Here is a 25,413-nt window from a genome sequence, read left to right as displayed (position 1 = left end):
GCGGGATTGGTGTGAGCGCAATACTATAGAATGGGAGTTTATACAGCCGGGAAAACCTACACAAAACAGCTTAATCGAGCGGTTCAATAGAACATTTAGGCAAGATGTCCTAGATAGCTATATGTTTGAAAGCTTGTCAGAAGCCAGAAAATATGCGAATGCGTGGGTTTGGATGTACAACAATGTTCGACCTCATTCCTCGCTCGGTCATTTAGCTCCCACGGAATTCCTATTGAAATATGGAAAACTCTCCGAGTTTCCAACATTCCAACAGGATAACAATAGCGAATCTGATTGGAATTCTTAAGTTTTAGGTGCTGCTAGCTGAGGGAAGATTACAGATTGTAAATGTAATGATATCATCGTTCTTAAAGCCTAATTAATATATGTCTTATTTTTTGCGAACTTTGTCCGATTATTTTATAAATAATATGCTACATCGCATATCTTTTCCCTTTGTCTTTCTGAAATGGTTATTCTCTCGTTTAAGGTCATGGCAATTTTATAGGTGTGGGAGCGATGGCAAGCAATAATTTTGATGTTTACCAAAAAACAATTTGGCATTGCAGATTTCGGAAGTATCGGCGATAATATCTCTACAGAGTTACATTGGGAAAATGCACCGCCAGATACCAAAGCGTTTGCAATTACCGTTCATGATTTGGATGCACCAATGAGTGGTAGCGGTCTTTGGCATTGAGTGGTATACAATATCCCTGCAATTGTAACATCTCTTCCAACAGATTCGGGCAGTTTCTTTGCCGATCAATTGCCGGAGGGTGCTGTGTGCGGTTTAAATGATGTTGGTGTAAAAGATTATGTAGAACCGTGTCCATTCGCAGGGGAACTTCACCGCTACGTGATTACTGTATACGCATTGAATGACAAAATAGCCGTAGGTGAGAATGCAAGTTCTGCATTCACGGGCTTTATGCTTCATATGAATACCATCGCGAAAGCGTCGCTACTTGTGTGCGGGAAAAATCCCAGCTAAGAAAAAGTTACATTTTCATAATGCCATTATCCGCAGGTGTTTTTTATGCCTGCGGAAAATTTTTGTAATTTCAACCAAAAAAATATTGGTTTATTCGAAATCTTATCTGATGCGATGAATCGAGTTCAATTCATATTCCTCCCCGTCCGAAATTTCAGCGGACTTTGCTTGGTCTTATTTTTAAACAATTTGCTGAACGATTGAATGTGTTCAAAGCCCAATTCATAAGCAATCTCACTCACAGAGAGTGTTGTTGTGCTTAGTCGCAACTTCGCATATTGGATCATTCGGTTTTGAATGTGCTGCTGGGTACTTTGCTGGGTGGAGATACGGAGTAAACTAGCTAGATAATTGGGCGAAATATGTAGATGGTCTGCCAATGTAGAAACCGTGGGCGCGCCATTTTTCAAAATGCTTTCCGTACTGAATTGTTTGGTTAACAGACTTTCAAAACGAGTGACAAATTCGTGGTTGGTTTTAGACCGCGTTATGAATTGACGCCCGTAAAACCGCTCGGAATAGATGAGCAGCCGTTCCACCTGCTTTACGATCAGCTCCTGACTGAATTTGTCGATATGACCCTGATATTCCTTCTTTATATTCTGCAAAATTTCTACCAATACTTCTTCTTCTTTTTCGGAGAGAAACAAGGCTTCGTTCACACGATACTGGAAAAAATCATATCTATCTATCTTTCCTGCCAGATCCGTATTCCACAAAAAATCGGGGTGTATCAAAAGCAACCAACCGCTCGCTTGCGTACGTACATCGGGATTGATTTCGATATTCAGAAATTGATCGGGCGAGACGAAAGTGAGTACGCCCGAGTCAAAATCATATTGCTGTTGACCATAATTAAAACGCTGGCTGACATTTCGTTTCAATCCAATGGAATAAAATCGCTGTATCCATTTCAGTTCCCGATCATCAATAGGATAATTCACCAGACTGTAATCTATCAAGCTGATGAGCGGATGCTCTGGTTTGGGCAATCCACAAAATGTATGAAATTCCGTCAGGGAATGAAAACGAAAGGTCTTTTCCATAGGTCTAATATATCACTTTTCTTCTTTAAAAAAGATCATACCACCGTGATATAAAACACCGTCTCTAAACTCGCCATCTGCGGTAAATCCGGTATCATCTTGATAATCGATATGATTGCCGCTTACCGTATAACTTCCTTGGTACGCACTTTGGCGATTGCCACGAGCCTCATCATATCGGTTATTTGGAAGCAGTTCGTGACGGATATGGCCATCTTTGGTTACCCACATGCCAAGGTATTCCTGGGTGATTTCTATTGTTTGACCCATAGCTTAAAGATTTTTTTGTCCCGTAGGGCGAACCACTAATTCGTTGACATCCACATCCGAAGGTTGTGAAATCGCAAATGCTACCGCTTTTGCTATGGCCGATGCCGGTAATAAATCTTTTCGGAAAAGGTTAATGGCCATGTCCTTCAGTTCAGGATCAGAAATGGTATTCGGTAATTCGGATTCTGTCGGACCAGGAGCGACTAAGGTAACACGGATATTGCGGCTTACTTCCTGACGAAGTCCGTCTGAAATGGCACGAACAGCAAATTTTGTTGCACTGTAAACCGTCGATGTCGGTCCCACCCAACGATCGCCAACCGAGGTGATGTTGATAAACTGTCCGCTATCATTGGCTTCAAAAATAGGCAATGCAGCTGCAATACCATGCAATACGCCTTTTACGTTTACATCGATCATTTGGTGCCACTCACTTATTTTGTAACCGTTGATCATCGATAGAGGCATCAGCCCTGCATTGTTTACAAAAACATCAAGCTGACCAAATTTCTCTACACCAAGTTGAGCAAATGCTTTTACTTCTTCAGGACTCGTTACATCCAAAATACTGTAAATGGCCTCACCACCTGCTGCCGTGATTTCGTTGGCAATCTGTTTTAGTTTGTCTTCACGTCTGGCACCTAAGACCACTTTAGCTCCCAATTCTGCCAAATGACGGGCGATCCCTTCGCCAATACCACTACTCGCTCCTGTAATAGCGACTACTTTTCCTTTAATATTTTCCATTATATTTTGTTTTTAAATGATAGGTACAAAGGTCACATATTTTATTTCAAGAGATTTAACCGTATCGTGACAGGTTGTAGTCAAATCGTGAATTTGTTCAGATCTGTCATGAGCAAGCGGAAGTTAGGCAGAGCCTCACTTTTATAGCCTGGTGCATTGCAATCAGGCTCTTAAGTATCCTCCGCGGACACTTCTATTGAATTAAATTCGAGTAGCTAGAATTTACGTATACCTAAAGGAATACCTTCGTTTAATGAGACAGATTACTACATAGCACACCTGTAGCTAAAACAAAATGGCATCAACTTTGCAACTATGTAGTTAGGTTAATAATTGGTTAGTTAGAAAAAAACGCCTGAAGTTCCCCACTTCAGGCGTTTTTTATGCTGTAAAGAATTTATCCTTTAGTTTTGTGAGACAGAATGATGTTCGTAATAACGGCAATGTTAGCTTATGATTTAAGAAACTAAAAACCCAACTGATTGATATACGCAACCGTCATTTTTGCCCGATTTTCTTCTGTAGTGGACTGATCAGCTTCTTTGATCTCAGGATTTGCAAAAAATTGTAAATCAACATCTGGCTTTATACCCTCACCGATCTTATAGATCTTACCATTACGATCTTTTATAACACTAGTCGTTAAATTAATAAGATAGTGATTGTTTAGTGGAAATGTCTCATTTACAGAGGTCAATCCGTTTGTAGTCTGGCCAATAACAGTTACATTTTTCTGTCCTTTGAAAGCTGCAACAAAAAGCTCACCAGAACTTGCCGTTTTCCTGTCTGCCAAAATAAATATAGGCGCTTTTTTGTTTGCTACATTAATAGGCGTCAGAGATTCATCAGACAGTCCAGTTAATTCAAAAAATTCCATATCCTGATCATCCAGATTTGCTTTATCCCACATTGACCGAGTTATAGTTTTTTCAATGCCATAGCGATCTACATAGGAGTGAATGTTATCTTGATCGATGAAGTCATACATATGCCAAAGCATAGGCCATATAGTGCCTCCATCATTATCTGCCACATCAAATATCCACGCTTTCGGGTTTTGCTTATCTAGGGTTGCTATTTGCTCACCAATATACTGCACGTATTTTTTGTGCTCAAGTAAAACACCGGGTACCTTTAGGTAGGCATACTTACCTTCAATCATCTTGCCGCTTATATCCGGGAAAGGGTGTCCAGCTTCTTCATACGTTACCGTAGCATACTGCTTTAGCACTTCGTTTTCACTGCCTTCAGATGCTTCTTCCGTATAAAATATACTAGAATGGGAGTCTTTAAGTTGACTCAAGATCTGTTCAAATATGGAACGTAAATCGCCCATATCAATTGTGTTAGATACTTGATTTTGCGATTTAACTCGAATGGAATCCCAATTAACTAATGAACTCTTATAGGCATTTTTCTCCACAATGTCAATAAATTTGGACATCATCTCTTGATTTGATGCGTTTTGCGCTATACATGTTTGAACGCCATACGTAATTTTTAAAATCAGTATAATTAATAATCTTTTGCTAAAATCCATTTAAAATAGGAGTTCGTTTTAATTACTAATATACCACTTTATAAGAAAATACTGTGTTTTGAATTTATAATCCGCAAGACCTTCCGCTCATTGCTTCGTTTCGTGAGACGCATTTGTTTTAGATAATATTAGCAATTTCTATAACATAAATGAAGGCAAAAATATTCTAAAAAATACCTCGTTCTAGATTTTTAAAATGCTAAATTGTAAATAGTTATTAATTTAAACATCTACATTATGGGAATCAAACCAGGACCAAAGAGAATTGCTGAATCTACTGGAAAGCCGGATAGAAGGCAAAGGGATAACAAAGAAACACCGGGTAATACCCCGTCGTTGAAACCCCACAAACACGTTAAAGGAAAATAGTAATTAATACCCTCAGAACAAAGATGCGCTGGGGGTATATAATTTATTTTGAAGACTACACTATCTAATATAATCTTTTTTGAGGAGAATGGTTGACTCGTTTTATCCTTTCGTTTTGTGAGACAAATCTTGACTTCGCATATCATATTGATAATATAATTTGCATCTACCAAATAACAATCGTAATATTGCGATATAATTATGGGACTTACAAGAACTGAAATATTTACTGAGGAGCAGAATCTGCTGGCGAGCTTATTTAAAGCGATGGCTCATCCGGCTAGAATTGCAATCCTACAAAGGATAATCCTGTCAAATACCTGTATTTGTGGAGATCTGGTAGGTGAACTCGGATTGGCGCAAGCAACTATTTCCCAACATTTGAAAGAGCTTAAATCAGCGGGACTTATACAGGGAACTATTGAAGGAGTGAGCGTCTGTTACTGCATCGATCCAAAAGTATGGAAATTACTTGAAAATAGGCTTGGAGAATTTCTAGGCTCCTATAAAGGTACAACCGAGTGTTGTTAACTTTTTTTTGACATCATCAATCGTAAAATTGCAATAATACTATGTAATATGAAAATATCGAAAGTTAAGTCAATCCTTTCCACTGCGGAGGTTGTAAATTTCAAATTAGAAAGCGGACAATGCGTGCCCGATCACTTTCATGTGACTGAAGTTGGTGTTATAACTAGGGATTTTATTGATTGTGGAGGCACTGTCCGTCACGAAAGAGTAGCGAATTTTCAGCTTTGGGATGCTGATGACCATGAGCATCGTTTAAAAGCAGGGAAGTTAATGGATATTATATCTCTTTCAGAACAGGTACTGGGTATGGAAGATCTTGAGGTTGAGGTTGAATACCAATCAGAGACGATTGGCAAATATGAACTCGGATTTGATGGCAAAGATTTTATTTTGCTATCCAAAAAGACAGCCTGCTTGGCACTGGATAAATGTGGTGTTCCAACTGAAAAACAAAAAGTTAGATTGGTAAACCTTGCTAAGGGAGCATCAGAATGCACACCTGGAGGTGGATGTTGTTAATCATTATATGATGAAAAAAGTATTAGTTCTCTGTACCGGTAACAGTTGCCGCAGTCAGATTGCAGAAGGCTACCTGAGATATTTCGGCGGGGATAAAGCGCATATTTATAGCGCGGGAATTGAGACCCATGGTGTCAACCCAAGAGCCGTTCAGGTTATGAAGGAGGACGCGATAGATCTCTCTGGTCATACCTCCAATCATATTGACGAATACACGGGTGTTGATTTTGATTATGTTATCACGGTCTGTGATAACGCGAAGGAGAGCTGTCCGTACTTCCCGACGAGTGCACAGAAATTCCACTATAATTTTTCAGATCCCGCTAAAGCGAAAGGTTCTGAGGAAGAAATAATGCACCAATTCAGAGCAGTTCGCCAATTGATCAGAGATTACTGCTCGGATTTTGTCAGCAAAAACCTAGCCTAGTAGTGTATAAGGTCTTTAAAGATAAGCATATGTCAGTAACGAATTGCGCTCCTGTAGTAAATAGAAAGAAATTAGGATTTTTGGATAGATACCTCACGCTATGGATCTTCATTGCTATGGCTATGGGTGTGTTCATAGGCATCTTTGTTCCTTCATCCTCGTCTTTTATAGGATCGTTTTCCAGTGGTACAACTAACATCCCGCTAGCCATTGGTTTAATCCTGATGATGTATCCTCCCCTTGCCAAGGTTAAGTATGAGAATATAGGTAAGGTCTTTAAAGATGTACGTGTACTCAGCGTATCTCTTGTGCTCAACTGGATAGTAGGCCCGCTACTGATGTTCTTTCTTGCTATTACCTTTTTACATGACTACCCTGAATATATGGTAGGTCTTATTCTTATCGGTCTAGCAAGATGTATCGCAATGGTTGTCGTGTGGAATGAGCTCGCTGAAGGTAACAGAGAATATGCTGCCGGCCTAATTGCGCTTAATAGCATATTTCAAGTGCTTTTGTACGGTGTCTTAGCCTACATTTTTATTTCGCTACTTCCTCCATATTTCGGCGTGCAAGGATTAGAGGTTGACATTACCGTTGCTGAAATTACGACTAGTGTTGGAATATATCTGGGTATTCCTTTCGCTATGGGGATACTGAGTAAATATGCTCTAATTAAATTAAAGGGAGAAAAGTGGTTTGAAGATATGTTTATACCGGCTGTATCTCCTTTGACCTTAGTAGCACTGCTCTTTACGATAATCATTATGTTTAGCATAAAAGGTGAACTGATCGTTCAGATCCCGATGGATGTGCTGCGTATCGCTGTCCCCCTAATACTATATTTCTGCATCATGTTTGTTATCAGCTTTTTTGCTGGGCGTTATTTTGGAGCAGATTACTCTAAGAGTACTTCCATCGCTTTTACTGCTACTGGAAATAATTTCGAACTAGCTATTGCTGTAGCTATCGGCGTATTTGGGATAAATTCCGGCCAAGCATTTGCAGGTGTTATAGGTCCTTTGGTAGAAGTGCCTGCACTGATTGCCCTTGTTAATCTGGCATTCTGGTTTAGAAAGAGATATTACGGTGCATCCACCTTATCTGAGGAATCTAATGATTGATAAAAAACGTCTCATATGAAAATCGCTTTCTTTTCTGATATCCATGCAAATCTACATGCGTTTGAAGCTATGCTAGAAGATTTGGACAGCCAAAGACCAGATACTGCTTATTGTCTGGGCGATCTAGTAGGATATCACATCTATCCCAATGAGGTTATTGAGGAAATACGCAGACGGGGTATTGCTACACTAAAGGGAAACCATGATGAAAAAGTTGATAGCATTATCACTACACCGGAATCTTTGAATGAGAAAGGTGAGAATTATGCATATCACCTAATACGCGAAGATAATCGAAACTATCTAAAAAAACTTCCAGCCCTCATAAATATCGGGTTTACATTTGAAGAAGTGACTTTCAAAATTGCATTGGCTCATGGAAGCACAAGGCGTATCGATGAATATATTCTCATTGATACGGATGAAAATTATGTGCTGGAACTCTTGGATGAAGCAGATGCAGACATACTTATTGTTGGTCATTCCCACAAGCCCTACCATCGGATTATACAGACCGTACAAGGAGTCTTTAAACATGTAATAAACTTGGGTTCGGTAGGAAAGCCAAAGGATGGCGATCTCAAAGGATGCTATGCACTGCTTACCATAAATAATAACAGTTCATTGTTACTTCGCAACAATATCAACGTTGAATTTAGAAGGGTTAACTATGATTTGGAAGCATCTGCCAAAGCTATAGAAACAAGTACTTTACCCTCAGAATTTGCCGTAGCTCTAAGATTAGGGCGATAGTCAGTTTAGTTACTCTTCGTTTTTTGAGACAAATACTCTTGATTACGTCTAAAGAATTTTTAGAAACTTTCATTACAATTCCAGAGTATTTAGTTTTTCCAAATGTTTGTATCCCCACCTTCTCATATCCCTTACAATCGGGTAGATACTTTCTCCATATTCAGTCAAATAGTATTCAACTCGTAGTGGCATCGCTTCAATAACCTTTCTTATTATTATGTCATCACTTTCCAGTTCGTTCAGCTGTTTAGCAATCATACGCTCACTGATTGTTGGTAGTGTTCGTTTCATTTCACTGAAACGATTGCGACCCTTCTTGATCAAAACAATGATCGTAGTCTTACATTTTCCTTTAATTATCTTCAAAAAAGCATCAGAAGGGCAAGTGATTTCAATATTTTCTATGTCCTGCATAATTTTAAACTGCTATAAATGAACAGAACTAAACCTTAGTATAGTTACTGAACAAAATGTAAGTTATTGTTTTGCTTACTTTTAATAATCAAATTTATAAAAAAAAGCTATGATAGAACGATACAGAGCCATAGTGGTTAAACAAGAACAAGACAGATTTGTCATAAGTATTGACAACTTGCACATCGCTGATCTACCAGAAGATGATCTACTCATAAAAGTTAACTATTCCTCTATAAACTATAAGGATGTATTGTCTACAAAAGGAACTAAAGGCATTACCAAGAATTATCCCCATGTTCCTGGAATCGATGCCATTGGAGAAGTAGTCAGGTCTAACTCTGATTTATTCGAATTGGGAGATTTGGTTATCGTTACGGGATATGACTTAGGTATGAATACCTGGGGAGGATTTGGTCAATATATCAGTGTTCCTGCGCACTGGACAGTAAAACTGCCGGAGAATCTGACGCAGCGTGAGGCGGCAGCTTATGGTACGGCAGGACTCACTGCAGGATTATGTATTAATGAGATAATTAATCATGTTCCCACTCAAGGTTCTATTCTTGTAAATGGTTGTACGGGTGGAGTGGGCAGTGTAGCCGTTTCTATTTTATCACATTTGGGATTTAACGTCACATCGTTGTCAAGGCGACCAGATCGTGATTATTTATTGAACTCGCTGGGCGCAAATGAATGCCAAGATTCGGAAAGTTTCATACAATTACATAATAGCAAACCGCTTTCAAAAGCTATTTACGATGCAGGAATAGACGTGGTTGGTGGACATCTTCTTTCGGCAATGCTAAAATCCACAAAATATGGAGGGATTGTTACATCTTGCGGAAATGTAGGTAGCGCTGAAATCTCAACTAGTATTTTTCCATTCATCCTTCGAAGCGTTAAGCTTTCTGGGATAGACTCTGTCGAGCCGCCGGTTGACAGCAAAGCTCGTGTCTGGAAATTGCTAGCCGAAAAGTGGAAACCGAGTAATTTGGAAGAACTCGTTTCTGAAATCTCTTTAAATGACCTACCACAGGCTATAGAAAATTTTAATTCACGAATTGCTGGCGGAAGGGTAGTAATCAATCATAACTTATAGTCTAAACCTTATGTTCGTTTTATGAGACAGATTAAATTAAATTTCCATAAGATTAATCATCTATTTTATATATGGATTTTGGGATACTTATAGCCAACAAAAAAGCCTAATCTTTGATTGAGCTTTTTTAGTGAAATGCTGAACGTTATTGAACCTGCTTCAACAATTCTTCTACGGCAGTTCTTAGCTGTGGATCTTCTCCCTCCAAAAAGGCTTCGTAAGGCATTGGAACTCGGATATCTGGTTCCACTTGTAAATTCTCGATGGCACGGCCTTCCTTGCCAATCATTCCGATCGTAGGAATACCTATCGTCAATGTGGGGTCGATCTGCGATTCCAACCATACGCCTGTTCCCGTTCCCGGTACCGGCATACCGACTAATTTGCCTAAGCCGTTTTGCTTGTAGATGTAAGGAAAAACAGACGCGTCGCTATAATTTCCTTCACTCATTACCACAATTGACGGTCTTGTCCATCGAGGTGCCGGCTGCCCACCTTTTAAAATATCGCCTTGTGGGGCGAATTTAAGGTACTCTTTGCCACTTAAAAACGTGTTCAAATCATCATGCAATAGGCCTCCGAAGTTAAACCGCGTGTCGACCACCAACGCTTTTTTATTCAAATTTTCACCCATCGCTTGCTCATACAAATCCCGGAAGCTCCCGTCGTCCATGCTCCGAATATGCACATAGCCAATCTGTCCGTCACTTATTTCCTGGACAAATGCTTTTCGGCTATCTGCCCAACGGTGGTACATAAGTTCATTTTCTTGGGTTGCGAAATAGGCTTCACATTTTCGGCGAACGCAGTGCCAGCAGCTGTCGTACCACTTATATATACGTATTGCCCAGCTTTTCTATTAAGCAACTTCGCCCAGTCCTCGCCAGCTGTCAGTTTTTTTCCGTCTATCGCCGTGATAATGCTGCCTTTATCTACTTGGCTATTGTCCTTATCAAGTGGTCCACCTAGCAGTACTTCTGCGATGCGCAATCCGTCTCCTACATGCTGCTCGTCATATAGCAAGCCAAGGCTCGGCGTGATATCTGGGTTAGTGGGTTGATGATTATATCTTGCGCCTGAATGCGAGACATTCAGCTCGCCTAACAGCTCACTTAGCAGTTCTCGGAAATCGTAGTTATTAGCGATATGCGGCAAAAAGCGGGCGTAGGTGTGTTTATAACCTTCCCAATCTACCCCATGGATTTTGGGATCATAAAACCTCTCCTTCACCTGCAGCCAGGCATGATGGAAAATATATTCCCGCTCTGCAGCAGCGTTCAGGTTGATTTCACTTATGCTACTGATAGGCGTAAGCCGGCCACTTTCTGCATCGACCTTCACCAAACTACCGCTGTGCATCATAAATAATGTTTTGCCATCGTCAGAAATTTCAATTTCGCTGGGCGCCCCGCCCATTTTTGCTAGAATTTTGGTCTCCCGCGTACGCGGTTCTGTTACCCATAGGTCATAGCCATTCTCAAACTCCGCTAAATAGAATACTTTGCTGGCGTCTTTGTTTAAAACGTAATTACTGATGGACGAGCTATTAATGGTCAAACGAACCGTCCGGTTGCGCAATTTATCGAGGTTAGGTATCCATTCTGCTGCTTGCTCCTTTTTATTTTTCGTTTGTGTAGAATCGTGCTTTTCGCGCTCCTGAAGCAAGTTATATTCGTTTTTATTGAGCTGATAACGATCGTAGGCTTCCTGATCAAAGAAAGCGGCAAAGATATCGGTCTCTTGCCTTCCCTGAAAAGCCATCGACTTACGTCCGTAGCGGCTACTTTTCCAGGTCATCATCTTTCCACCTTTTGACCATTTGGCTCCAAAATCGCTAAAACCACTTTGGATCGGGTGCCGAAGTTCGCCGCTGCCGTCTGCTTTTACTAAAGCCGTGTTTCCATAAAATAGCGTTCCGCGCTGATCATCGACAAACAACCATCGGCTATCTGGGCTCCACGCAAAACCCCAGTCGCCATCTACATTGGAATGATTACGGCCTTTGGGCAAGAGCTCAACCGGCTTTCCGCCCTCTAAAGACATCACCTTCAGGATATTGCGATCCTCAATAAAAGCAATTGATTTGCCATCTGGCGAATATTTTGGGGCAAAGTTGTTGTGCTCATTTACTAGCACAGGCGTTTCTTTGAATTGGCTGGCGCTAAAAAAGTATGATTCTCCCGCTTGCGCAAGCTCCGCTTTATAGATGCCCCAGCCGGTGCTATCGCGCTCCCTGGCATAAATTATAGACTTGCTATCGGGCGCCCAGTTAATCATGCGCTTCTGGCCTGCTGCTTCGGTAATGCGTTTGGTAAAATCGCCTTCAACACTCGTCACAAATAGTTCCCCACGGGTGATGTAGGCGATTTGCTTGCCATCCGGACTTAGTTCAAACTCCTGAATATCATCGCGTAAAGAAAGGTTTTTCCTATCGGGCAAACCCGAATCGGTATTGATAAAAATACGCAGTTTTTGAGGAGTACCGCCTTCTGTTAAGGTGTAAATTGATCCATCCTGGGTAAATGCCAACGTATTTTTATTAGATACACTTAAGTGTCGTACCGGATTTTTGGTAAACCGAGTTAATTGTGTGCTGCTGGCATTACCCTGTACCCCTTTCTTGTAAATATTTTGGGTTCCGTCTTTTTCAGACAGGTAGAATACGGCATGGCCATCGGCTGCAAACACTGGTTCTCGATGTTCGATCTCCTCGTTGGTCAATGCCTGATAGCTGTTCTTTTTTAAATCATATAGCCAGATATCGCGCGTTATCGAAGATGTATGGTGCTTTCTCTAAGGATCTTCACCGCCTTTACGGTCCTGAAACACCATCTGCTGACCGTTTGGGCTTAGCTTCGCAAAATCCATTCCTGCAGCAGATACCAGCTTGGCTCGACCGCCTTTAACCGGAACCTGATATACGTTCTGAAATAGCGTTATACTCGGAAAGCGCACGCTAGTTGCAGGTGCCTGCCTTGTACTTCCAAAATACACGGCTCCATCGTCGGCCGAAAAGTCGTAAGGAAAATCATTTGCGCTGTTGTAGGTAAGACGCGTAGCTTGTCCGCCGGCGGAGGGCATCACAAAGACGTCGAAATTCCCGTGTCGGTCGTCGGCAAAGGCAATCCACTGCCCATCGCGACTCCACACGGGCATCATGCTGTGCGATTGTCCGACGGTTAACGGTGTTGCTTGTCCACCCGAGGCCGGCACCTTATATAAATTGCCTTGATAGCCAAAAACCATAGAAGACCCATCTGGGGAAATCGTTGGGTAGCGAAGCCATAGCGCTTCCTGTGCAAAAACTATGGTAGGAACCCATATATAGGCTACGATCAGCAGTTTTATTATAAATAGTTTTTTATACATAAATAGATAGTAGTGAAAATACGCGCTCATCGGATGTTAGGCTTTAATTAAATCCAAGTCTGTATTCACTTGGGCGTTGGCTGGTTTTCTTCTTAAATAGTTTACTGAATGACTGTGAATGTTCAAAGCCTAATTCATAAGAGATCTCGCTGATGGTTTTGTTGGTTGTTAGCAGTTTGTCTTTTGCCAAATGTATAATCCTGTCGTGGATATATTGTTGTGTGCTACTGCCTGTTAGGCTCTTCAATAAATCACTCAGGTAATTGGGAGTCATGTGCAGTGCATCTGCTAATAAACTCACCGTAGGTAAACCCTTCTCTGCCAAGTCCGGTTGATCAAAATATTCATTCAAAATCGAGTTCAATCTGTCGACCAAAGTGTGATGAACAGGCTTACGCGTAAGAAATTGCCGGTTATAAAAGCGCTGGGCATAGGTCAGCAACAACTCAATTTGCGAGATAACCACATCTTGACTGCTTGTATCTATTCGGCTACTTAGTTCTTCTTCTATATTTCTAAATAAAGAAAGTACCAGCTCTTTTTCTTTAACCGATAGGTGAAGGGATTCACGAACCGAATAAGAAAAAAAGTGATATTTACTTATTTTTTTCGCAAGCGGATACCCTGCCAAGTAATCGGGATCTATCAACAAAATAATCTGGGGCGGCAATAGTTTAGGCTCCGGCATATCACGCTCTGATTCAGGCTGATCCTTAAGCGAAGAAATTAATTGTTGAGGAGAAGCAAAAAACATCCCGCCTTCCTGAAAATCAAACTTAGTTTGGCCGTACTGCATACTTCCTCCTGCCTGCGGCTTGTATACAATTTTATAAAAGCTCAATACGTGTGATTTGCTAGGCACAGTACCAACCAAAGGTTTATCAATACCGTTTAATACGGTCACCAATGGGTGCTGTGGTTTAGGCAATCTTGCATATTCCATCACATCAGATAAGGTATGGAAATACTGGTGTTTAAATTTATTCTTCTTCTCTTTCATAAGTGTAGATGATGAGGTAATTTATAAATTCTAGGCTGTTCTAATATTTTGGAATGGCAGAAGTGGCAATACACTATATTAGTTATTGTGCAGATTCCGAGATGTGTTCCCAACCTTTCCAGGTTTCCAGACGCCGTTGGTAAACGTTTTCGATGTAAGCCAGATTTCCTTTACCTAAAAGCAAACGTAACGGAGGATGATCCGCATCGACTACAGAAAGGATAGCGTTGATAGTCGCGTTCGGATTTCCTCGTGATATTTTTTTCATGTTTACAGAAATATTATCTTTCAGCCTATCATAGGCAACTATTTTCTGACTAGCTATGCGCAGGGAATTCATACTCCCAAATTCTGTCGCATAGGCGCCGGGCTCAATGATCGTTACATGAATACCAAAGTCTTCTACCTCTTTTTGCAAACTTTCATAGATAGCCTCAAAAGCCCATTTGGAAGAACTATAATAGCCTATTACAGGCAAACTGTAATGTCCAACAGCACTGGACGTTCCCAAAATATGTCCGTATCCTTGCTTACGAAGAATTGGTATAGTAGATTGTAGAACATTCACTGCTCCTATAATGTTTGTCTCATACATCGCGCGGATTTCATCAGGTGTACATTCTTCTATCGTTCCGATCAACGAATAACCGGCATTATTAAAAACGACATCTAATCTCCCAAAATAATCAACCGCTACTTGAACGGCCTTCCGGACCTGCTCTGGGTTGGTTACATCAACATCTAACGTTAATACGCTATCTCCATATTTATCTTTAAGATCGCCTAGCGTATCCGCAGTTCTTGCGGTTGCCACCACTTTATCACCCCGCCTTAATGCCGCCTCTGTCCAAACTCTACCAAATCCTCTTGAGGTGCCTGTAATAAACCATACTTTATCTCTTTCTTCTTTCATCTTTATATCTTCTAATTATTACAAAAACAAAGGTTGCTATTTCCAGCCTTACGGTCTGTAACCATTTTCCTGTTAATTGTAACCGATTCGAAGATTTCCACCCTTCGGACAAAAAAGAGTCGATTTTTTAACCTTTTCACAAAACATCAATAAATTCGTATGGTTCGTTGTGAAACGATTATTATCGTTAGTTCTTATAAATTGCAGCTGGATTAAATTCTGTTGGCTTTGCAAATCTTTTACAATACTGTTAGATTCAACTATTTCTATTGTGTACGAAAAGGATATTTCTCGCCACTCTTGAAGAAAAATGTATACAACCTTTTTTATGATGTCCCATTCAATCTGGATATCATGATGCACCTTTATCAAGCGTACAAGTTCCAGTGCCGTAAATGAATCTATTAAGGATAGACTGCCCTTGGATAGTTGGTGTAACCATTCTCATCTCCTCCGTAAAACGTATTTCGGTCAGCTTTTGCCAGAGGGAGGTCATGCCTGAAACGATCCACTAAATCCGGATTGGCGATAAACGGTTCTCCAAAAGAAACGAAATCAGCTTTTCCCTGCTGTAAAATCGCACTCCCAATATTTTTGTTAAATCCCAGATTAGCCATCAAGTTACCTTTGCAGTTAGCGCGAAAATGGCCGAAATAATCATCCTGTAATGTTTCTACTGATGTACCACTCAAATCTTCCGATGGTCCAACTATATGAAGATAGGCCAAATTATAATTGCTCAATTTATTAAGTAGATATTTGAACAGAGGAATGGTTCCAATATCTGGTTTTACGATGCCAACGTGGCAAAGCATAACTGGCGTAAATCTAATGGCTATTCGCGTACTATCCCACACCTCCGTAATGGCATCCCAAATTTCAAATATAATACGTGCGCGATTTTCAATACTACCTCCGTATTCGTCGTTACAGTGGTTATCTGCAAGACTTAAAAACTGCGGAATCAGCATACCTGCCTGTGCGTGAATTTCAATTCCATCAAAGCCAGCGTCCTTTGCGTGCTGAGCAGCAACTTTATAATCTAAAATAGTTTGTTTGATCTCTGCATGTGACATTGCTCGCGGTGTAACCGAAGCTTTGAAACCATCGGTAGTGAACGATTGCGTTTGCAAATTAATAGCAGAGGGCGCAATAGGAAGTTCTCAATTGAGTAAATCTGTGTGGGAAGCACCTGCAATATGGCCTAGCTGCAAAAAGATTAGTCCGCCCCAAAGTGCAGATGCTCTTTGCGAACAAATAGAAGTACCTATTTCAATAAAAAGGGTTTCGAAACCGATCTCGATCGAAGTATTGCGTCGGTTGCTGTGCAAGAGGCCATCAACAATGGTTCAAATGTATCGAGCGAAACTGCTAGAATATTACAGCACTGTACCATCAGAGCCGCTACTTTTAGCACGCCGGCATCAACTTCCGAGCATGATGAAGAGCCATTAACGCATGTACATCATTTTACACGCACCTGTTACACTAAGGATTTTTAATCCACACTTTCATACACCATGATTGAGCTTGGCGGATAAAATACCATGAGAATGCGTTTTAATACAAAGCTTGATATTTTCCACTTCATGCCTATTGACTTGCTTATTCAATACCATCACTAATGGCGAATTTTCAAATTATTTTGTTGTTTTTACTGACTCAGAGAACCTTTGTAGGTCTTATTGGTTATAAATTCCACGTGCAATAAAGACAACAGAACGGAAGATTCAATGCAGGCGCACTTACTAATGACTTCCCTATAGCGGATGTATTGGCTGCCATACTGTTAATTTATAATTCTACTTATATTAAAAGTCTACATAAGAGTTTTTATGATCGTCATTTATTTAGAAAACGGTTTTGAAGCGGTCTTGCAACGACATCATGCGAGATTAGCGGCAAGCTTACTGGAGAAACTTGAATGGATTAAGGTAGATCCTTACAAAATTGATCTCATCCTGCAGCTGCCGGTCACGACGATGATTATATGGAATTCAGGCGGGATGGTCTGCTAAATGAGCTAGGCGGACCCAAGGATTTCAAAATGGAAACCTTTAATAAAGCAGATTGCGAAAGATTGCTTAATGAAGCACTTTCGCAGAGCATGTTTGTCGCGATTTTGGTAGCCTTTCATATACAATTTGTACAGCGAGATCTTTCCGCAGCAGCTTCGAAATACTGCGATTCTCTCGAAATCAAAAAACAACACTGGTGTGATCTGATGGATTTATCGCTAATTGAAATGCAATCGTATTATACAATCCTTCAATGGTGCGATGCGCTCTCTCTCTTGATATGCCAGCGCAGTATTCCCCCTGAAGGTAGATCTTTAGAAATAAGTGATGGCCCTGAAGGTGTAACGTATTTTATATCTGCAACAGATAAAGATTGTTTCACTATTGATCCTTGGCCTTTTACTTTGGCGGAATTCACTGTTAATGTGGAGCGTCGATTGCTCAATAAGCTGAAGTTTAGAAATGATAAAGAATTACAAGATGCGTTAATGGATAGTTTCATAACTATTCAACAAATTACGTTTAAAAAAAAGCCGTAATCCAATTAAGGCGCTTATCGAATTTAGTACCCTTTCGAGTTTCGTCGAATTAGAAAATAGCTGTCATTTTAAGGCAACCCCTATTATATGAAATAACATAACTAGTGGCACACAGCATTTAAACAATACTTTTAATGTAGTTCCGTTTCAAACATTCCGCGACTCTACGCCTTTAAAAGGAATTGGAAGTTCAACTGAAACTTCATTGATTATGGCCACGTGTGATTTTACATGCGTTACCCAAGCGGAAAATTCGTAAAATTTGTCGAGGCTTGTCTCGTCTACCAGCAATATGAAACTTCAATAAAGACGAAGGGGATAATCAATCGTTATGGGTATTCGGAACTCAAATGATTTCATATATGGCTTTTTGGTCCGATATATGTTTTAGCACCTCCGGAATAGAATTATATGAACGACTAAAAAGCGGAGCGAAAACTTTATAAATTTGCTTGAAGGCTATAATAATAAGGTATTGATCATTCATCAAGCTGAATTTTAGAGCGCTCTATTATAATTAAACCGCAGCTGAAACCTCCCCAAACACCTGTTGATCAGCCGCTTGTTATTTTGGGATGACGTCAATCAGCAAATTGAACATTAGTTAATTCCAAAAACACAAGTATAAATTCTCTGATTTGAAAGATATACGTGTTTTCCCCTTATCGAAGAACGATCTCCTTCCTACCTTGTTCTTAAGTTATCAATAAACAGAACATCTACCTTATAAAAAAGATTATGGCTTTTGAAACAGGAAACGAAGGAGAACTGACAAAACAAATTGAAAGTGTAACATCTCAAGTGCCGTCGCCAACATTTTTAATTGCTGCAGTGGCTGCTATGGGTGTTTCGCTAACTCTAAAATATCTTGGTAAAAATATAAAGGCATTATTTGTCGGACAATGGGCTGCGCCTTTTTTACTTTTGGGCATCTACAATAAAAACGTAAAGACCGAAGGTCACGCTTAAAATAAATCAGTATCAAGCACTATTTGGGGATACGAAACTTTAGACTTTTATGCCTCTATAATAGGAGACATAAAAATTTTCAGAACGATTGCTCATTCCATATGATAATACGATCCGACGGAATCATTTTACAAATTGCTTTTCAAATTTGTGAGATGGATGAACGAATTGATCCCAAAACTTTAAACTAGAAAACTATGCTAGCAATGAACTACCGAGGTCCCTATAGAGTTCGAACCGAACAGCGACCAATGCCAGAAATACAACACCCTGAAGATGCTATTGTCAGAGTCACAAGAACATGTATATGCGGGTCTGATCTTCATCTATATCACGGAATGGTACCTGACACGCGAGTCGGTTCGACATTTGGACATGAATTCACCGGTGTAGTTGAAGAAGTTGGCTCTTTGGTACAAAATCTAAAAGTTGGGGATCACGTACTCGTTCCATTCAACATCGCTTGTGGTCGATGCAATTTTTGCAAGCAAGGCCTTTATGGCAACTGTCATGAAGCTAATACGATGTCTACCGCTGTCGGTTCTATCTTTGGTTACTCGCATACCGCAGGTGGTTTTGATGGTGGGCAGGCGGAGTATGTACGCGTACCTTACGCAGACGTCGGGCCAACCGTAATCCCGAAAGATATGGATCCAGAAGATGCTGTTATGCTCACAGATGTGGTTCCCACTGGATACCAAGCTGCAGAAATGGCTGGAATTAAAAAGGGTGATACGGTAGTAGTGTTTGGAGCCGGACCAATTGGTATTATGGCTGCCCGATGTGCTTGGTTTTTTGGGCCTGCACGGGTAATCATTATCGATCAGCTAGACTATCGCCTAGAATTTGCGCAAAATTATGCAAAGTGCGAAGCGTATAACTTTAAAGATTACGAAGATCCCGTATTATTTATCAAAAAAATTACAGATTGGTACGGCGCTGACGTTTGCATTGATGCGGTAGGTTGCGAAGCGGATGGAAATCCTTTACAAACATTTACGGGGCGCACGCTTATGATGCAAGCTGGCTCTGCTACAGCTTTGCAATGGGCAATTAATTCTGTTAAGAAAGGTGGAATTGTGTCTATTGTAGGAGTCTATGGCCCGCCCTTTAATATGATTCCAGCAGGAAACATATTAAATAAAGGGATCACGATCAGAGCTAATCAGGCTTCGGTAAAGCGCTTACTGCCAAAACTGATTGAACATGTGCAGGCGGGTCGTCTAAATCCAAAAGATTTAATTACACACCGTGTACCACTGGAAGAAGCCGCAGACGCTTACCGATTATTTTCATCAAAACTCGACAATTGTATTAAGACGGTATTGATTCCTTCTACTAAATCATAAAAAAATGAATATAACAAACGAAAAATTTAAGCACATACCTGGTTGGGGCATAGATGCAGATCCAGAGAACGAGCCAACATACCCTATGAAAAAATACACGGGTGACGATCATAAACGAAGTGATTATGAACGCGCAGATCAACAAAAACAGGAAATTTTGTTGCTGAAGTCGCCCGAACGTCCTGCTATTTCGCGTGTATTTGGCACCACGGTGCCCCCCTCAGGATTAAGCGGCGCTATACGCCGATATGCATTCCATTACAGTGAAGACAAAATCAGACACTGGATTCCCTTAATATTAGCTGATAGAATTCAGGTATGGGAAGGTCTTTTGAACGATTTGAAAAGAGGATACATTCCGAATATTGTTGCAGAAAGAGGCTGGAACATAGAATGGAAACATAACCCGAAAGGTATGGTTAAAAAGATAGCAATTGCGACATCGCTCGGCTTTCTAATCTGTTGCACATTAAGAAAGAAAAAAAAATGACATATTTCAAACTACATGCGACAAAGAAGGTCTTTACTGCCACTTTACCTCATACAGCAAAGTAATTATTGCTTCATTTCTTATATAGCCTTTAAAAACATCAAATTTACTTAGTCAAACATTCTAACGGCATTTAAAAAACGATAGATATGGATGCTCTAGACTTAGCGGGAATGATATATGCATCTTGAATTTTAGAGCCTCCGTATAATGCGGTATTGGTACCAAATCCCCATTTGAGATTAGTAAGGAACACATATATGTAGTATCTGCAGACCTTCTGTAATACTACCTTGCTTGCTAGGCATTTTATAAAGGTAAAATAATCGAAAAACACGTACCTTTCTCGCCATTGCTCTCAACGGATATGGAACCGTTATGCAATTCTAAAATCTCCTTGCACAAATATAATCCAATTCCAAATCCAGCAATAGACCCCATTTTGCTACTTTTCACACGATAATAGCGTTCAAAAATTTGCTGCTGATCCTGCTCAGATATACCCATTCCCTCATCACTCACCTGGATCTCAACCATACCTAAATTTAAATTATTGCAACTGACATGTATAGTAGACCCTGCAGGGGAATATTTTACAGCATTGCCGACCAGATTGTAGATAACTTGTGATATTTTTTCGCGATCTGCCGATATTTTAATATTTTCTCCATATTTAAATACTACAAAATGGCTATGAATTACATTAGTCAACTCCGCTTCGAGTTCAGAAAACAGTGTGCTTAAAGCAAAGTATGATTTATCAAGAACCATTTTTCCAGAATCTAGCCTGGAGATATTCAGAAAACCGTTGATCAGTGTATTCATATACTGAACTTGCCGAAGTGATCTTTCTACTTTGGTTTGCATAGAAAAATCTTGGGAAAGCAGAATGTCCCGTTGAATCAATTGGAGATATGCGCTCAGAGACGTTAGGGGTGTCTTAAGTTCATGACTTACCATCCCGATAAAATCATCTTTTCGTTGTTCATCTTTTTTCTGTTCGGTGATATCTCGTAATGTTCCATTTAAGCTAATAACTTGTCCACCCTGGTCGTAAAACACCTTTCCACGAGCCTGCACCATTCTAGGTGAAGGCTCATGCGGTAATTGGATTTGATATTCAGTAGCGTAGTGGCCATCAGAATCCTTGCTAAGCGATCGCATGATTGTCTGAGTCACCCTAGCTCTATCTTCTTCTACGATTACAGCTAATGCCTTAGACAGATCAATATGATCTAAAGGTTTTAAGCCAAACCACGTGTGCAACAATAAATTTCCTGAGAAAAGATTAGTTGCAGGTTCATAATAAAATGTTGCAAGTTCACCAGCCTGAATAGCCATCGCAAGCATATGCTGATCTTTTTCATTTTTTCTCCTTGCAGTAACTTGCTCAGTAATTTCGTCAAGTATGATCAACACTCCAGTTACCTCCCCGTCAGACGAAAATATTGGCTGGTAAATTGAATTGACGATTGCATCTCTCAGTGAGCCATTATGATAAAGTCTGACGGTAAACTCATTGTTAGTTTTTCGTTCTCCCGTAATAATAACTTCATCCAGCCAATCGAAGACTTTCTGACCTCGTAGTTCGGGTCTAGCAATTCTATGAGGTCGGTTTAAAACCTCACTCTCCCTGCGACCCCAAATTTTTAAAATTGACTTATTTGCTATTTCAATAACATGATCTTTACCACGTAGCATTGCGATGCCAACAGGAGCCTGTTCAATAATTGTTCTAACATGCTCACGGCTCTCCCAAAGTAAATTCATCGAATTTCTGAGACTTTCGTTCGTGCTATACAAATCTTTGAGTGTCGCAGCCATTTCATTATTGAGTGCCTCTTCCCTTTTTTCTTTCACAGAAATCATTTCCAGATATTCTTTTTCTGAAGTGACCTCACGGGCGGTATTTAAAATACACCAAGTCTTACCATCCTGATTCAAAAGGGCTTTATACGTATAATCGTAATAATCAACTTTTCTAACTCCGCTCTTAATAAGTTCGGCTGGAGCCCCCTTAACAGAATACGATTCGCCGGAATACCAAACATTTTGCAAAAGGGAAAAAAATGACTGCCCGACAAGTTCAGGAATTGCATCCAACAAAGGCATACCTACTATTGACGCATCTTTTCCCCAAAGTTCCAGCATCCCTTTGTTTGCAAAGCGAATGATCATATTCTCTTCGGAGTATATGGCCGTAGGCTCTGAAGATTCGTGGAGGGCCTTTAAAATAAGACCCTCGCTAAACTGGCTGGTTGCGAGAGATTTCAAGGTAGTCATTTCTACTCAAAGATAGATAAAGTACTTGCAATACACTCGCTATTTTTATAAACAATAATAGCATAATTAAAAAAGTGCTTTCTAAGCATTTTTTTAGATCACAAAAATCAACTTTTTCGCTTATTTTCTCACATATATCTATTAACAACAGCATACTTCATGGACATTTAGTGCTGTATGCCTATTGAGCTTTTCCGAAATGATCTTTTTAGATAGCTACTATGCTATAAAAAACATCTTTCGAAAGATATATACTACTTAAGTTCACTAAAGGAAAATAACTGTGATGTTACTAAAATTTATGTTCCTTAAAGTATAATTTTATTTATTATAGGATAATTTTACAGTTACTACGTAGTAATTAAAAATCTCGCCATATTGCTTTCTCTCATTAATTAGGAATATGTTTCATGATTGAAAGACCATAGCAAATAAAGCGGTATCTACTCTACCAGAAAGAGCAAAAAAGTCTAATAACTCAAAATACGAGAACTGTCTATCAACTAGACAAAATTCCTAACTCTGTTAGATGTTTTGATACTCATCAGTAATATCACTACTATATTCGATAATCTACAATCTCGAATTATTTACGGGTGGCAACATTGCTGCGACGGTAGTTAATCAATGGGCTTTACGAATATCCATGCCCCCTAAAAAGTTGAGTGATCTAGGTAGGGGGTTAATTTTGTATCAGGCGATACACACCTTTGATACTAACAAATGTTAGTTGTAATTGTATGTCTTCTAGATAATTTTAATATGTGAAATAAAAAAACCCATTACGAGCTAGAGTAATGGGTTTTTTTATCATTTACTTAGTAGCACCTATTGAAATTAGGTATGAAAGCATTGGCAATATAGCATATTATTGCTATTAATCCAAAGATATATTAATAACCTAGAAAGGCTTTATTACTTGGGACACACCTAACTAGTATAAAGACAATATTAAAATAGCATCAAAAAGTAATCCATAAAAAATCCTCCCCATGTATTAAAATTTAGCAAAGATACTAGTACTCCTTTTCATCTTTTAAACCCCTCATGACGAAGTCTACCAGAAATGTGCAATGATAATTTTATTCTCCTAAAAAATACCCCCAAAGTCACAACTCTTTGGGGGTTAACTTAACCATTTCCAAGACAATCTATACTTGTCCAATAATGTAGTAAAGATAATAAATATTTGATTTCCATCATTACTCAGTATAATGACTTAATATTCTGTTAGTTAATCTTGTTAAATCCTTTTGTAAAGAGTTTTTTGATATTAATGTGGAAATGTATCGTGGTCGATGACGAACCTATCGACTGCAGAAGGATCAATATGACTCGAGATACTTAAGTTCAATGAACCCTAAACACATCTCAAAAAGGCGTTATCACCCAATACCAAGGTTATCTCACCATCTTTCGAAGATAAGTTTTTTCAACTCCAAAGTACTATCAAGATGAAATATACCATTTGCATATGGTATCAAACGATTGTATATACAATAATCATTAATCAGCATAAAATTAGATATCGCATTTTTAATATAAAATTGACAAAGCATTTTTTTACCAACGTAAATAAATTGCAACCAGCCATGTTCTTGTTAGCATTCCGGATTCGATTTCTAGACGTAATAGCAAAGGAAGATTCCGTGTTGACATATTCGACGCTAATATGTGGTGCTAGGTATTTTTTTTTCATGAAGAGAATATTGGAGAAACATATCATCCTTAAAAAATGAGAATATGTAGATGCAGTACACAATTTCGGATTAACTATATCTCAAGCAATCTAGATTTAAGAGCCTATGTCGATTTTTAAATTTGAAACTTAAAAACCCTTTTGTTGAATTATCATCAATAGAAAGCACAACAATGAGGGAAGACCCTGATATACAAAAATCTTTAATGCACCAAATGCACTTGAAAATATAATAGAGACACATGTCATACATAGTAGTATGGAGATTTTAGCATAATTAACTAACATAGATTCATCTAAACTAAAAACTGCTAGGATTGCCACAATGGCAAAGAAATTAAAGAATAGGTGTGTCTTAATCATTAATCGAAAACGGCTTATCTCAGATACGCTAGAATTAATAGGTATATGTATGCGCTTACCTTTGAATAGTAAGTATGCAATAGAGACATGACCTAATACAGTCAATGGTATTAGGAGGCAAATTATTTGCATGAAGGTCCTAATATAGATGGTGATTGAATTTGTCTGATTTCATCAAAAAGCGCTCTTGGATCATCTTTATAAAAAACATTCTGTACGAGCTTAGAAAAGCACTCGATTTCGGAAATATTAATAGAAGATGTATAGCCCAAAATAGTGAGATTGGGATATTGCTTTTTAACTATTTTTGCAGTAGCTATTCCATCCATTACAGGCATATGCAAATCTAGTATGCATATTTCGGGAAGTTCCTTACTTTTACTAAGCTCATTAATTAATTCATGTCCGTTTGCAGCTTTGATAATTATTCGCATATTATTATAGGCGCTGACATACAAAGAGAGTATCTGGCAGTGAAAAGCTGAATCCTCAGCTACCGCTATGCTAATTGTGTCGTACTTGGTCATATTACTTTGATAGATTTTAAAGGTTACATGATCACCTTATTGGTAGAAATTTTTAAACGTA

At 39.3% G+C, this 25,413-nt stretch carries 24 protein-coding genes and 2 pseudogenes; 13 read left to right on the top strand and 13 right to left on the bottom strand.

Annotated features, from left to right (window positions below; genetic code table 11):
* On the top strand, window positions 1-307 hold a 307-nt coding region (locus A0125_RS15045; RefSeq protein WP_156472574.1), incomplete at its 5' end, for an integrase core domain-containing protein.
* 231 nt (window positions 308-538) lie between these two features.
* Window positions 539-994, top strand: a pseudogene (locus tag A0125_RS16250) (YbhB/YbcL family Raf kinase inhibitor-like protein).
* Window positions 995-1,119: 125 nt separating this feature from the next.
* Here A0125_RS16250 and A0125_RS15035 read toward each other — a convergent pair.
* From A0125_RS15035 to A0125_RS15020, 4 genes are all read right to left on the bottom strand, one after another.
* Window positions 1,120-2,040, bottom strand: coding sequence for a helix-turn-helix domain-containing protein (locus tag A0125_RS15035; protein ID WP_066758243.1), 921 nt, complete (start codon window positions 2,038-2,040; stop codon window positions 1,120-1,122).
* Window positions 2,041-2,052: 12 nt separating this feature from the next.
* Complete coding sequence (locus tag A0125_RS15030) at window positions 2,053-2,310, bottom strand: Atu4866 domain-containing protein (protein ID WP_066758241.1); 258 nt, start codon at window positions 2,308-2,310, stop codon at window positions 2,053-2,055.
* 3 nt (window positions 2,311-2,313) lie between these two features.
* Window positions 2,314-3,057: an SDR family oxidoreductase gene (locus tag A0125_RS15025; RefSeq protein ID WP_066758234.1), complete on the bottom strand. Its 744-nt coding sequence runs from the start codon at window positions 3,055-3,057 to the stop codon at window positions 2,314-2,316.
* A 466-nt stretch (window positions 3,058-3,523) separates the two neighbouring features.
* Window positions 3,524-4,597 (bottom strand): S41 family peptidase, encoded by a 1,074-nt coding sequence (locus tag A0125_RS15020; RefSeq protein WP_066758232.1) that lies wholly within the window; start codon window positions 4,595-4,597, stop codon window positions 3,524-3,526.
* Between the two features lie 570 nt (window positions 4,598-5,167).
* Between A0125_RS15020 and A0125_RS15015 the strand changes: the two genes are divergently transcribed.
* Genes A0125_RS15015 through A0125_RS14995 form a run of 5 tightly spaced genes read left to right on the top strand, consistent with a single transcriptional unit; the run spans window position 5,168 to window position 8,317 of the window.
* The gene (locus A0125_RS15015; protein WP_066758230.1) at window positions 5,168-5,497 is read left to right on the top strand and encodes an ArsR/SmtB family transcription factor; all 330 of its coding nucleotides are present in this window, start codon (window positions 5,168-5,170) and stop codon (window positions 5,495-5,497) included.
* A gap of 48 nt (window positions 5,498-5,545) precedes the next feature.
* The gene (locus A0125_RS15010) at window positions 5,546-6,016 is read left to right on the top strand and encodes a DUF6428 family protein (protein ID WP_066758227.1); all 471 of its coding nucleotides are present in this window, start codon (window positions 5,546-5,548) and stop codon (window positions 6,014-6,016) included.
* Between the two features lie 10 nt (window positions 6,017-6,026).
* On the top strand, window positions 6,027-6,443 hold the full coding sequence (locus A0125_RS15005; RefSeq protein ID WP_066758224.1) for an arsenate reductase ArsC: 417 nt from the start codon (window positions 6,027-6,029) through the stop codon (window positions 6,441-6,443).
* A 29-nt stretch (window positions 6,444-6,472) separates the two neighbouring features.
* Window positions 6,473-7,564 (top strand): ACR3 family arsenite efflux transporter, encoded by a 1,092-nt coding sequence (arsB, locus tag A0125_RS15000; RefSeq protein ID WP_066758247.1) that lies wholly within the window; start codon window positions 6,473-6,475, stop codon window positions 7,562-7,564.
* A 15-nt stretch (window positions 7,565-7,579) separates the two neighbouring features.
* Complete coding sequence (locus tag A0125_RS14995; protein WP_066758216.1) at window positions 7,580-8,317, top strand: metallophosphoesterase family protein; 738 nt, start codon at window positions 7,580-7,582, stop codon at window positions 8,315-8,317.
* Between the two features lie 72 nt (window positions 8,318-8,389).
* On the opposite strand, the gene A0125_RS14990 is transcribed toward A0125_RS14995, so the two are convergent.
* Window positions 8,390-8,731, bottom strand: coding sequence for a winged helix-turn-helix transcriptional regulator (locus A0125_RS14990; protein WP_066758213.1), 342 nt, complete (start codon window positions 8,729-8,731; stop codon window positions 8,390-8,392).
* A gap of 109 nt (window positions 8,732-8,840) precedes the next feature.
* Between A0125_RS14990 and A0125_RS14985 the strand changes: the two genes are divergently transcribed.
* Window positions 8,841-9,833, top strand: a complete 993-nt coding sequence (locus A0125_RS14985; protein ID WP_066758210.1) for a YhdH/YhfP family quinone oxidoreductase — start codon at window positions 8,841-8,843, stop codon at window positions 9,831-9,833.
* Window positions 9,834-9,978: 145 nt separating this feature from the next.
* Here A0125_RS14985 and A0125_RS16245 read toward each other — a convergent pair whose 3' ends face one another.
* From A0125_RS16245 to A0125_RS14960, 6 genes are all read right to left on the bottom strand, one after another.
* Window positions 9,979-10,590 carry a S41 family peptidase gene (locus A0125_RS16245; protein WP_231863248.1) on the bottom strand — a complete coding sequence of 204 codons (612 nt, stop codon included), beginning with the start codon at window positions 10,588-10,590 and terminating at the stop codon, window positions 9,979-9,981.
* On the bottom strand, window positions 10,542-12,554 hold the full coding sequence (locus A0125_RS16240) for a hypothetical protein (RefSeq protein ID WP_231863247.1): 2,013 nt from the start codon (window positions 12,552-12,554) through the stop codon (window positions 10,542-10,544). The genes A0125_RS16245 and A0125_RS16240 overlap by 49 nt, the downstream gene beginning before the upstream one ends.
* A 72-nt stretch (window positions 12,555-12,626) precedes the next feature.
* Window positions 12,627-13,232: a hypothetical protein gene (locus A0125_RS16235; RefSeq protein ID WP_231863246.1), complete on the bottom strand. Its 606-nt coding sequence runs from the start codon at window positions 13,230-13,232 to the stop codon at window positions 12,627-12,629.
* A 13-nt stretch (window positions 13,233-13,245) separates the two neighbouring features.
* Complete coding sequence (locus A0125_RS14975; protein WP_066758206.1) at window positions 13,246-14,202, bottom strand: helix-turn-helix domain-containing protein; 957 nt, start codon at window positions 14,200-14,202, stop codon at window positions 13,246-13,248.
* Between the two features lie 82 nt (window positions 14,203-14,284).
* Window positions 14,285-15,115, bottom strand: coding sequence for an SDR family NAD(P)-dependent oxidoreductase (locus tag A0125_RS14970; RefSeq protein WP_066758203.1), 831 nt, complete (start codon window positions 15,113-15,115; stop codon window positions 14,285-14,287).
* A gap of 404 nt (window positions 15,116-15,519) precedes the next feature.
* On the bottom strand, window positions 15,520-16,248 hold the full coding sequence (locus A0125_RS14960) for an oxidoreductase (RefSeq protein ID WP_066758196.1): 729 nt from the start codon (window positions 16,246-16,248) through the stop codon (window positions 15,520-15,522).
* A gap of 114 nt (window positions 16,249-16,362) precedes the next feature.
* Here A0125_RS14960 and A0125_RS14955 point away from each other — a divergent pair, with 114 nt between their 5' ends.
* From A0125_RS14955 to A0125_RS14935, 5 genes and pseudogenes are all read left to right on the top strand, one after another.
* Window positions 16,363-16,617: a hypothetical protein gene (locus A0125_RS14955; protein WP_066758193.1), complete on the top strand. Its 255-nt coding sequence runs from the start codon at window positions 16,363-16,365 to the stop codon at window positions 16,615-16,617.
* 473 nt (window positions 16,618-17,090) lie between these two features.
* Window positions 17,091-17,672, top strand: a pseudogene (locus A0125_RS14950) (DUF3891 family protein); the annotation flags it as partial.
* 738 nt (window positions 17,673-18,410) lie between these two features.
* On the top strand, window positions 18,411-18,641 hold the full coding sequence (locus tag A0125_RS14945; protein WP_066758188.1) for a hypothetical protein: 231 nt from the start codon (window positions 18,411-18,413) through the stop codon (window positions 18,639-18,641).
* 251 nt (window positions 18,642-18,892) lie between these two features.
* Entirely contained in the window at window positions 18,893-19,990 is a 1,098-nt protein-coding gene (locus A0125_RS14940) for a zinc-dependent alcohol dehydrogenase (protein WP_197464902.1), read from the top strand.
* A 4-nt stretch (window positions 19,991-19,994) separates the two neighbouring features.
* Window positions 19,995-20,480, top strand: coding sequence for a hypothetical protein (locus A0125_RS14935; RefSeq protein ID WP_066758183.1), 486 nt, complete (start codon window positions 19,995-19,997; stop codon window positions 20,478-20,480).
* Window positions 20,481-20,789: 309 nt separating this feature from the next.
* Here A0125_RS14935 and A0125_RS14930 read toward each other — a convergent pair whose 3' ends face one another.
* A complete protein-coding gene (locus tag A0125_RS14930) occupies window positions 20,790-22,763 on the bottom strand; it encodes a PAS domain-containing sensor histidine kinase (protein WP_066758180.1) in 1,974 nt (657 codons plus the stop codon).
* Between the two features lie 2,184 nt (window positions 22,764-24,947).
* Window positions 24,948-25,352: a response regulator transcription factor gene (locus tag A0125_RS14915; protein ID WP_082785060.1), complete on the bottom strand. Its 405-nt coding sequence runs from the start codon at window positions 25,350-25,352 to the stop codon at window positions 24,948-24,950.
* Between the last annotated feature and the right edge of the window lie 61 nt (window positions 25,353-25,413).

It is taken from the genome of Sphingobacterium populi (genome assembly GCF_001586775.1).
Taxonomy (GTDB): Bacteria; Bacteroidota; Bacteroidia; order Sphingobacteriales; family Sphingobacteriaceae; genus Sphingobacterium; species Sphingobacterium populi.
Note: the sequence above shows the minus strand (reverse complement) of the source record. Positions and strands in the feature narration are given on the sequence as shown.

Coding starts and splice junctions, on each gene's coding strand:
- A0125_RS15025 (WP_066758234.1), bottom strand. CDS start 3,057: ATGGAAAATATTAAAGGAAAAGTAGTCGCTATTACAGGAGCGAGTAGT.
- A0125_RS14970 (WP_066758203.1), bottom strand. CDS start 15,115: ATGAAAGAAGAAAGAGATAAAGTATGGTTTATTACAGGCACCTCAAGA.
- A0125_RS14935 (WP_066758183.1), top strand. CDS start 19,995: ATGAATATAACAAACGAAAAATTTAAGCACATACCTGGTTGGGGCATA.
- A0125_RS16235 (WP_231863246.1), bottom strand. CDS start 13,232: ATGAGCGCGTATTTTCACTACTATCTATTTATGTATAAAAAACTATTT.
- A0125_RS14985 (WP_066758210.1), top strand. CDS start 8,841: ATGATAGAACGATACAGAGCCATAGTGGTTAAACAAGAACAAGACAGA.
- A0125_RS14940 (WP_197464902.1), top strand. CDS start 18,893: ATGCCAGAAATACAACACCCTGAAGATGCTATTGTCAGAGTCACAAGA.
- A0125_RS14995 (WP_066758216.1), top strand. CDS start 7,580: ATGAAAATCGCTTTCTTTTCTGATATCCATGCAAATCTACATGCGTTT.
- A0125_RS14975 (WP_066758206.1), bottom strand. CDS start 14,202: ATGAAAGAGAAGAAGAATAAATTTAAACACCAGTATTTCCATACCTTA.
- A0125_RS15035 (WP_066758243.1), bottom strand. CDS start 2,040: ATGGAAAAGACCTTTCGTTTTCATTCCCTGACGGAATTTCATACATTT.
- A0125_RS15015 (WP_066758230.1), top strand. CDS start 5,168: ATGGGACTTACAAGAACTGAAATATTTACTGAGGAGCAGAATCTGCTG.
- arsB (WP_066758247.1), top strand. CDS start 6,473: ATGTCAGTAACGAATTGCGCTCCTGTAGTAAATAGAAAGAAATTAGGA.
- A0125_RS14945 (WP_066758188.1), top strand. CDS start 18,411: ATGGCTTTTGAAACAGGAAACGAAGGAGAACTGACAAAACAAATTGAA.
- A0125_RS14990 (WP_066758213.1), bottom strand. CDS start 8,731: ATGCAGGACATAGAAAATATTGAAATCACTTGCCCTTCTGATGCTTTT.
- A0125_RS16245 (WP_231863248.1), bottom strand. CDS start 10,590: ATGTACCACCGTTGGGCAGATAGCCGAAAAGCATTTGTCCAGGAAATA.
- A0125_RS15010 (WP_066758227.1), top strand. CDS start 5,546: ATGAAAATATCGAAAGTTAAGTCAATCCTTTCCACTGCGGAGGTTGTA.
- A0125_RS15005 (WP_066758224.1), top strand. CDS start 6,027: ATGAAAAAAGTATTAGTTCTCTGTACCGGTAACAGTTGCCGCAGTCAG.
- A0125_RS15030 (WP_066758241.1), bottom strand. CDS start 2,310: ATGGGTCAAACAATAGAAATCACCCAGGAATACCTTGGCATGTGGGTA.
- A0125_RS14930 (WP_066758180.1), bottom strand. CDS start 22,763: ATGACTACCTTGAAATCTCTCGCAACCAGCCAGTTTAGCGAGGGTCTT.
- A0125_RS14915 (WP_082785060.1), bottom strand. CDS start 25,352: ATGACCAAGTACGACACAATTAGCATAGCGGTAGCTGAGGATTCAGCT.
- A0125_RS15020 (WP_066758232.1), bottom strand. CDS start 4,597: ATGGATTTTAGCAAAAGATTATTAATTATACTGATTTTAAAAATTACG.